Here is a 7,236-nt window from a genome sequence, read left to right on the forward strand (position 1 = left end):
TTGTTGGCCTGGCGGTAGGGATTTTGATCATGCGTCCGACGCTGACCATGCCTGCGCTGACCAAGTTTGTTGACGGTACTGGCCCGGTCTGGACCGGTAACCTGTTCCCGTTCCTGTTTATTACCATTGCCTGTGGTGCGGTATCTGGCTTCCACGCGCTGATCTCATCCGGTACCACGCCGAAGATGCTGGCGAACGAAGGGCAGGCCTGTTTTATCGGCTATGGCGGAATGTTAATGGAATCCTTTGTCGCCATTATGGCGCTGGTTTCCGCGTGCATCATCGATCCGGGCGTGTACTTTGCGATGAACAGCCCGATGGCGGTGTTAGCTCCGGCGGGTACGGCGGATGTCGTGGCTTCTGCGGCGCAGGTGGTCAGCAGTTGGGGCTTTGCTATTACTCCGGACACCTTGCATCAAATCGCCAATGAAGTCGGCGAACAATCCATCATTTCCCGCGCAGGCGGTGCGCCGACGCTGGCCGTTGGGATGGCGTATATTCTGCATGGTGCGCTGGGCGGCATGATGGATGTGGCGTTCTGGTATCACTTCGCCATTCTGTTTGAAGCCCTGTTTATTCTGACGGCGGTTGACGCCGGTACCCGCGCCGCACGCTTTATGCTGCAGGATCTGTTGGGCGTGGTATCACCGAGCCTGAAACGTACCGACTCACTGCTTGCGAACCTGCTGGCTACAGCGCTGTGCGTACTGGCCTGGGGTTACTTCTTACACCAGGGCGTGGTGGATCCACTGGGCGGTATCAACACCCTGTGGCCGCTGTTTGGTATCGCCAACCAGATGCTGGCCGGTATGGCATTGATGCTCTGTGCGGTGGTGCTGTTCAAGATGAAACGTCAGCGCTACGCATGGGTGGCGCTGGTGCCAACGGCCTGGCTGCTGATTTGTACTCTGACTGCGGGCTGGCAGAAAGCGTTTAGCCCGGATGCGAAAATTGGCTTCCTGGCTATCGCCAACAAGTTCCAGGCGATGATCGACAGCGGTAATATTCCGGCACAGTACACCCAGTCGCAGCTGACGCAACTGGTGTTTAACAACCGCCTGGACGCGGGCCTCACTATTTTCTTCATGGTGGTCGTCGTGGTGCTGGGGCTGTTCTCGATTAAAACTGCGCTGGCAGCGCTGAAAGAGGACAAACCGACTTCGAAAGAAACGCCGTACGAACCAATGCCTGAGAATGTCGAAGAGATCGTGGCGCAGGCGAAAGGCGCGCACTAATATTCTCTTAACCAACAAGCCCTCTCCGGTACGGGGAGGGCGTTTGTACGACAGGGAATCACTATGTTTGAAACGCTCTCCAAAGCCGGGAAGTATTTAGGGCAAACCGCCCGCTTGATGATCGGTGTGCCGGATTATGACAACTATGTTGAGCATATGCGCGTCACGCATCCGGATCAGACGCCAATGACCTACGAAGAGTTTTTCCGCGAGCGGCAGGATGCGCGCTATGGGGGCAAAGGCGGCGCGAAGTGCTGTTGATTTTTTGCCGGATGCGCTGACGCTTATCCGGCCTACAACAATGCTTTGGCCGTAGGCCTGATAAGGCGAAGCCGTCATCAGGCAACCTGCACCATAGTCACACCGTCAACGATTCTACCTTCTCAAACGCTGCGCGCAGGGTATCTGGCGTTAACGTTACCGGCAGCGCATGAATAGATTCCACCGGGCGCAGGGTATGCGCAATCACCTTATCGATCTCAGCGCGATTTGCGATATCCACGTCTAACTGGGCCAGCCTGGTGGGGAGATTGAACCGCTGATAAGCGGTGACAAGTTGCGCCAGCACATCATCTTGCCCAAGTAATGCGCTCTGCACCAGAATGCCATACGCCACTTTGGTGCCATGGAGAAACTTCTCCGTTTGCGGGAGGACGGTCAGACCGTTATGGACCGAATGTGCCGCCGCCACACGGGTGTAGCGCTCGCCCAGGCCGCCGACCATACCGCCGCCGGCTATAATCGCATCCACCACGTCACTAAACGCCTGGGTTAGTTCACCACGCTGCTTATCTGCCAGTGCCTGCTCGCTGCTTTCCAGCAGGACGTCGCGGATGGCCAGCGCGCCGTTGATGCCCAGACGTACGGTCAGAGGTAACGTTTCTGGCTGCGGAGCCAGCACCACTGCCTCATACCATTTCGCCAGCGTATCGCCAATACCGGCCAGTAAATACTCTTCAGGCGCGTTAAGTATGATTCGTGGCTCAACCAGCACCAAAAAATTGGCATCGTCGAATATTTCGAAATGCAGCGCCTGACCGGCATCGTTGTACCAGACGGAAAGCGGCGTCCAGGCCGCGCAGGTGGCGGCGATGGTTGGGATCGCCACGAAAGGTAAATCAAGGCGGCGAGCCAGCGCTTTAGCCGTATCGAGCAGTGTACCGCCACCCACGCCAATCACGATGCTGCGATCATCTCCCGATTCTTTTGCCAGTTGAGCAACATCGGTTTCGCTGCAATGTCCCGTAAACAACAGGCGCTTAGCTTCGGCAAGATGAAAAGCTTCTGGCAGATAAGGACGCGCCGCGGCGATAGCTCGCTCACCGTAGATCCAGACTGCGTGTGAGAGTTGATCCGGGGTGAAAAAGTCGTGCAGTCTGGAGAGGCTACCGGTGTGGGAAAAGTAGTTAGCCGGGCCGGTGACGACGCGAATCTCGGTATTACTCATGTTGTGTTGTCCTTGTGCTGTCCTGATCTGGCAGGTTATTTTTATATAGACGTCTGAACGTCTTGATTGCCAAATACTAACATCGTGCTATAGTGGCTTCAACAACAACATCACACGTCGGGATAACAATAATGAGCAATAACCCACTGATTGTGCAAAGCAAACTCCCAAATCTGGGGACCACAATATTTACGCAAATGAGCGCGTTGGCACAGCAGCATCAGGCCATTAACCTCTCGCAGGGATTTCCTGATTTTGACGGTCCACATTTCTTGCAGGAACGTCTGGCATATCATGTCGCGCATGGCGCTAACCAGTATGCGCCGATGACGGGCGTGCAGCCGCTGCGCGAAGCCATTGCCGATAAAACCGCGGAGTTGTACGGTTATAAGCCCGATGCGACAAGTGAAGTCACCGTCACGGCAGGGGCCACAGAAGCATTGTATGCAGCCATTACGGCGCTGGTGCGGCCTGGTGATGAAGTCATCTGTTTTGATCCGAGCTACGACAGCTACGCGCCTGCGGTGGCGTTATCCGGCGGCGTGGTGAAACGTATTGCGTTGCAACCGCCGTCATTTCGTGTGAACTGGCAGGAATTTGCCACGTTACTCAGCGAGCGCACCCGGTTAGTGATCCTCAATACACCGCATAACCCATCTGCTACCGTCTGGCAGCGCGCTGATTTTGATGCGTTATGGCAGGCGATTAAAGAGCGCGAGATTTTTGTTATTAGCGACGAAGTGTATGAGCATATCTGCTTTGCCGCTCATGGACATGCAAGCGTGCTGGCTCATCCGCAGCTACGGGAACGCGCTGTTGCCGTTTCATCTTTCGGTAAAACGTATCATATGACCGGCTGGAAAGTCGGCTATTGCGTTGCACCCGACGCCATTAGCGCCGAGCTACGCAAAGTCCATCAGTACCTGACGTTCTCAGTCAACACACCGGCTCAGCTGGCGCTGGCGGATATGCTGCGGGAGGATCCAATGCACTACCGCGAGCTGCCCGCGTTTTATCAGAGAAAGCGTGATGTGCTGGTGAATGCGTTACGCGACAGCCGACTGGAAATTCTGCCGTGTGAGGGGACCTATTTTCTGCTGGTCGATTACAGTGCGGTCTCAACGCTTACTGACGTTGAGTTTTGTCAGTGGTTAACTAAAGAAGTGGGGGTTGCGGCGATACCGCTGTCGGTGTTCTGCGCCGATCCTTTCCCGCATAAGCTGATCCGCCTATGTTTTGCCAAGCAAGAATCGACGCTGTTAGCAGCCGCAGAGCGTCTGGTTTCGCTGTAATTATTTTACTGTCCAGGCTTTGGAAAACCGACGGTCGGCAAATAACTCCTGCAGGCCGTTGATTTGTTTCAGTCGCAACACTTCATCGTTATCCATGCCCAGTTCTTTAGCGATTTTTTCTTCACTCCAGCCCAGTTGCGATAATTCACGCACGATTTCCGACATGGCGTGGATTTGGTGGCGTCCGCGGGCGCGGTTATGGCGGATTGTCGCCGCCATACGTTCATGGCGATCGCGTTCCAGGCAGGCGACGGGCAGATAGCCTTTTAATCGTGGTTTTAGCGATGCTTTGTTTTTTCCTAATTCATGGCGGTGAAAGCCATCGATGATTTCATACTCTTCTTCCGTTGAGTGAACCACGACAATCGGCTGAGTGAAGCCATCCGCTTCGATGGATTTCAACAGCAGCTTTTTCTCCGGCGGCGCAACGTTATTAGGGTTGTAATCATTGGGCGAAATGTGATCGCTTTTAATCCATAACACGCAATCTACTGGTTCTTCACGAAATGGACTGACGCTGTGGATTGCCATTCTGAATTCATTAATGGCTTCAATTCTATCTTTTTCTGGCAAACCAGAAAGAAAGCCGAGGAGTTCCTGTGTTAATCGTTGTTGCATAACAACCCCCATTCCTGACGTTTGGTTTTCATGCGTTCAGTATATCGCTGGTAGTTTTTCGTTTTTGTGGGGCTGAACGAAAGTGCTCGACACCAGTAATCATTATTCAGGAGTACTTTGCAGATCCTTCTCCATGAGGGGATATCCCTGGAACCAATATCGCCTTCCTGACTTTCCGGGATATTGTCCATGCCTTTTTTCTTATACCACTGTATATAGACAGCGATTTTGTTGCGGTAATGTTCTGCGGTCTGTTCTGGCATGCTGTGTAATAGCAGCATGGCGTATTGCTGCCAACTTAAATGCTCTGGTTTGAGTATTTTCCGATGACCGTAAAAATGGTTGTCATGACCGGCGTAAATCCCGCCGCTTTTAACGCCGCTGACGCGGGCGCACATAGCCGCCCATCGCTGTGGCTCAATGACATGGTACAGCCACAATCCCTGGCGTTGTTCCGGTCCAAAGGGCTCGCAAATACGCATATATCGTGTTGGGACCCCGGCCTGATACATCAGGTTATACAAGGGATTGCACGGCATTTTTGTTTTCGCAAACCATGTCCAGATATCGGCTGTTTTCCAGTCATATAACGGATAAATGTACCAGGTGTGTCCACCTGGCGCTGCCGTCGTCCACGGCTTGTCATCGGCAAAACGTTGCTTACGCGAGTTGGCGATGGCCACAAAGCGGTTATAGGACTCGTCCGCGCGAATGCCGACCATCATCGCTGCGGGACGCTTTTGTGAAAACCAATCTGCGAACTCGCGAACAAAGAGCTCAAAGGTCATACCGGGCTGATAGAAAGAAAAGAAATTGGGGTCGGTAATGGCATCGGCCGGTGGCTGACGCACCCACTGTATATTCGGCTCCCAGCACTGCCATTCGGGTTGATATTGTGAAAGCGCGTTTTGTGTGGTCAGAGGTAATGCAACCCAATAAAATTCTTCGATAACATCGGAATAACTCTCGCGTAGCGCCTGGACATAATCGATAGTGCAGGAAAACTGAGCTTCCCAGTCAATAAATAAGACGCTAATTTTTTTCTGTAACTGGCGGGCAAGGGTGGCCGTAAGATGGAGCATAAGACCGGAATCTTTTCCTCCCGATAATGAAACACAAATGCGCGGCAGCGTGTTGAGCGTCCATGTAATGCGCTCCTGTGCGGCTTCAAGTACATGTTGAGTTAGAGGTATTTTATAAACAGACATATCAAATCCATAGTGAGGAGCTGTTATTCCCCGCTATGGTAAATGGTCAGCATAAGAAATGCTAATCTATATGTGTCGTAATTCTCATAAATAATTCACCATTTCAATAAATGGCTTTTATGAATTATTAACATGAATTAATTACGCTCACCGGGAAAAAGATTAACAGGCTCTTATTCGCTATCTGGTGTAATTCTTTTTATATATGAGGCAAAGGAATCGTTAGAAAGCGAAGCGCGGTTATACATCAAATACAGTTTTGCTGACGGCAATTTTATACCGACGCTAATCTCCTTGAGATTAAAGACAGGGGAGTAAAATTCGTACATAACCCTGGGTATAATACCAATAATATCAGTGTGTGATATAACGTTAACGATTGAAATCAAAGAGTCGCTACTGAAACCAATATCACGATTGGCTAAAAGTTGATTCGTTTGTGACTGATACTCTTTCATCCCCTGTTCCTCAGTGAGGAGTAATGTAAATTTTTCCTTTAATAATTGTTCTACGGTGCTTGAATCATTAATTCTGGGATGGTTACTGTTACGGACTAACACCCCTTCGAGCGTTTTGACCGGCGTGCATACAATAGAGCGGTTATGTACTGGTACGATTGTGAATACCAGATCCGCTTTGCGGTAAGATAGAATATTTTCAGCAGTTTCCGCGCTCATTAGAATGTCGTGATGTTCAATCTCAATATCAATATCAGAACCTTCTCTGAGGGAATGAACCATCTCGTATAAATTTAAATTGGTTGCCATTTGCGGGCTATAAATAATAAATTTTTTCTTTAAACTGGAGTTATGCATGATGTTAATTGTTTGCTCCAGTGAGTTGAGGTTTTGTTCCAGATGATGATGAAGATTGATGCCAGTTACTGTAGGCGTGATGCCTTTTCCCGAGCGAATGAACAATGGATCGTTAAACTGAGTACGAAGTCGTTGCAATGACTGGCTCACGGCCGAAGGTGTAATAAAAAGTGTTTCTGCAGCTTTGCTGATGCTCAGGTGCTGATAGATACATTCAAAAATAACAAGTAGGTTTAGATCGAATTTTTTAAGATCGTAAAGATTAGCCATGTATACTTTCCTCTGACGGTAAAATTTGAAATAATTAAATTATGAAATAGTTTGAAATGTACTTATTTACAGACTTTATGTTTCAGTGCTTAATGAACGATTAATTTAAACTAACATAGCACAAAACACTTTATTTTCACGAGAAAAAAAAGAAGTGTGGTGAGTGATTGAAATGAGAACGATAACAATCACTCATTTTATTACCTTTATTTATTTCCCATGATAATGTTTAATTTCTCCTGATCGGGTAACCCGACTTCTTGTTGCAGCGTATTGTCTTTACTCATGTAGTAGATGGCTGGCGTCACGTTAGCACCCAAATCATCCATCAACTTTTGATTGATATTGAGT

General features: G+C 49.9%; 7 protein-coding genes and 1 pseudogene. 3 read left to right on the plus strand and 5 right to left on the minus strand.

What is annotated here, in order from left to right; all coding sequences use genetic code 11:
* On the plus strand, nt 1-1,235 hold a 1,235-nt coding region (locus KQJ18_RS19735; protein ID WP_275945708.1), incomplete at its 5' end, for a carbon starvation CstA family protein.
* Nucleotides 1,236-1,298: 63 nt separating this feature from the next.
* The gene (locus KQJ18_RS19740; RefSeq protein ID WP_006685574.1) at nt 1,299-1,496 is read left to right on the plus strand and encodes a YbdD/YjiX family protein; all 198 of its coding nucleotides are present in this window, start codon (nt 1,299-1,301) and stop codon (nt 1,494-1,496) included.
* Nucleotides 1,497-1,593: 97 nt separating this feature from the next.
* Here the strand turns inward: KQJ18_RS19740 and KQJ18_RS19745 are convergent, their stop codons facing one another.
* Nucleotides 1,594-2,682, minus strand: coding sequence for an oxidoreductase (locus KQJ18_RS19745; RefSeq protein ID WP_216422554.1), 1,089 nt, complete (start codon nt 2,680-2,682; stop codon nt 1,594-1,596).
* A gap of 131 nt (nt 2,683-2,813) precedes the next feature.
* Between KQJ18_RS19745 and KQJ18_RS19750 the strand changes: the two genes are divergently transcribed.
* Entirely contained in the window at nt 2,814-3,974 is a 1,161-nt protein-coding gene (locus KQJ18_RS19750) for a pyridoxal phosphate-dependent aminotransferase (protein WP_216422555.1), read from the plus strand.
* On the opposite strand, the gene KQJ18_RS19755 is transcribed toward KQJ18_RS19750, so the two are convergent.
* The 4 genes and pseudogenes from KQJ18_RS19755 to dsbG form a co-directional block, all read right to left on the minus strand.
* Nucleotides 3,975-4,592, minus strand: coding sequence for a ParB/RepB/Spo0J family partition protein (locus tag KQJ18_RS19755; protein ID WP_038638649.1), 618 nt, complete (start codon nt 4,590-4,592; stop codon nt 3,975-3,977).
* Complete coding sequence (locus tag KQJ18_RS19760; RefSeq protein ID WP_038638652.1) at nt 4,577-5,800, minus strand: phosphoadenosine phosphosulfate reductase; 1,224 nt, start codon at nt 5,798-5,800, stop codon at nt 4,577-4,579. The genes KQJ18_RS19755 and KQJ18_RS19760 overlap by 16 nt, the downstream gene beginning before the upstream one ends.
* 173 nt (nt 5,801-5,973) lie before the next feature.
* A complete protein-coding gene (locus tag KQJ18_RS19765) occupies nt 5,974-6,885 on the minus strand; it encodes a LysR family transcriptional regulator (protein ID WP_199952452.1) in 912 nt (303 codons plus the stop codon).
* A gap of 206 nt (nt 6,886-7,091) precedes the next feature.
* Nucleotides 7,092-7,236 (minus strand): annotated as a pseudogene (gene dsbG, locus KQJ18_RS19770) (thiol:disulfide interchange protein DsbG); the annotation flags it as partial.

The organism is Citrobacter sp. S55_ASV_140 (assembly GCF_018919505.1).
GTDB classification, from domain to species: domain Bacteria; phylum Pseudomonadota; class Gammaproteobacteria; order Enterobacterales; family Enterobacteriaceae; genus Citrobacter; species Citrobacter werkmanii.

Bases quoted from the DNA above. Each gene is read 5' to 3' on its own strand.
- KQJ18_RS19740 (WP_006685574.1), top strand. From the start codon at position 1,299: ATGTTTGAAACGCTCTCCAAAGCCGGGAAGTATTTAGGGCAAACCGCC.
- KQJ18_RS19745 (WP_216422554.1), bottom strand. From the start codon at position 2,682: ATGAGTAATACCGAGATTCGCGTCGTCACCGGCCCGGCTAACTACTTT.
- KQJ18_RS19750 (WP_216422555.1), top strand. From the start codon at position 2,814: ATGAGCAATAACCCACTGATTGTGCAAAGCAAACTCCCAAATCTGGGG.
- KQJ18_RS19755 (WP_038638649.1), bottom strand. From the start codon at position 4,592: ATGCAACAACGATTAACACAGGAACTCCTCGGCTTTCTTTCTGGTTTG.
- KQJ18_RS19760 (WP_038638652.1), bottom strand. From the start codon at position 5,800: ATGTCTGTTTATAAAATACCTCTAACTCAACATGTACTTGAAGCCGCA.
- KQJ18_RS19765 (WP_199952452.1), bottom strand. From the start codon at position 6,885: ATGGCTAATCTTTACGATCTTAAAAAATTCGATCTAAACCTACTTGTT.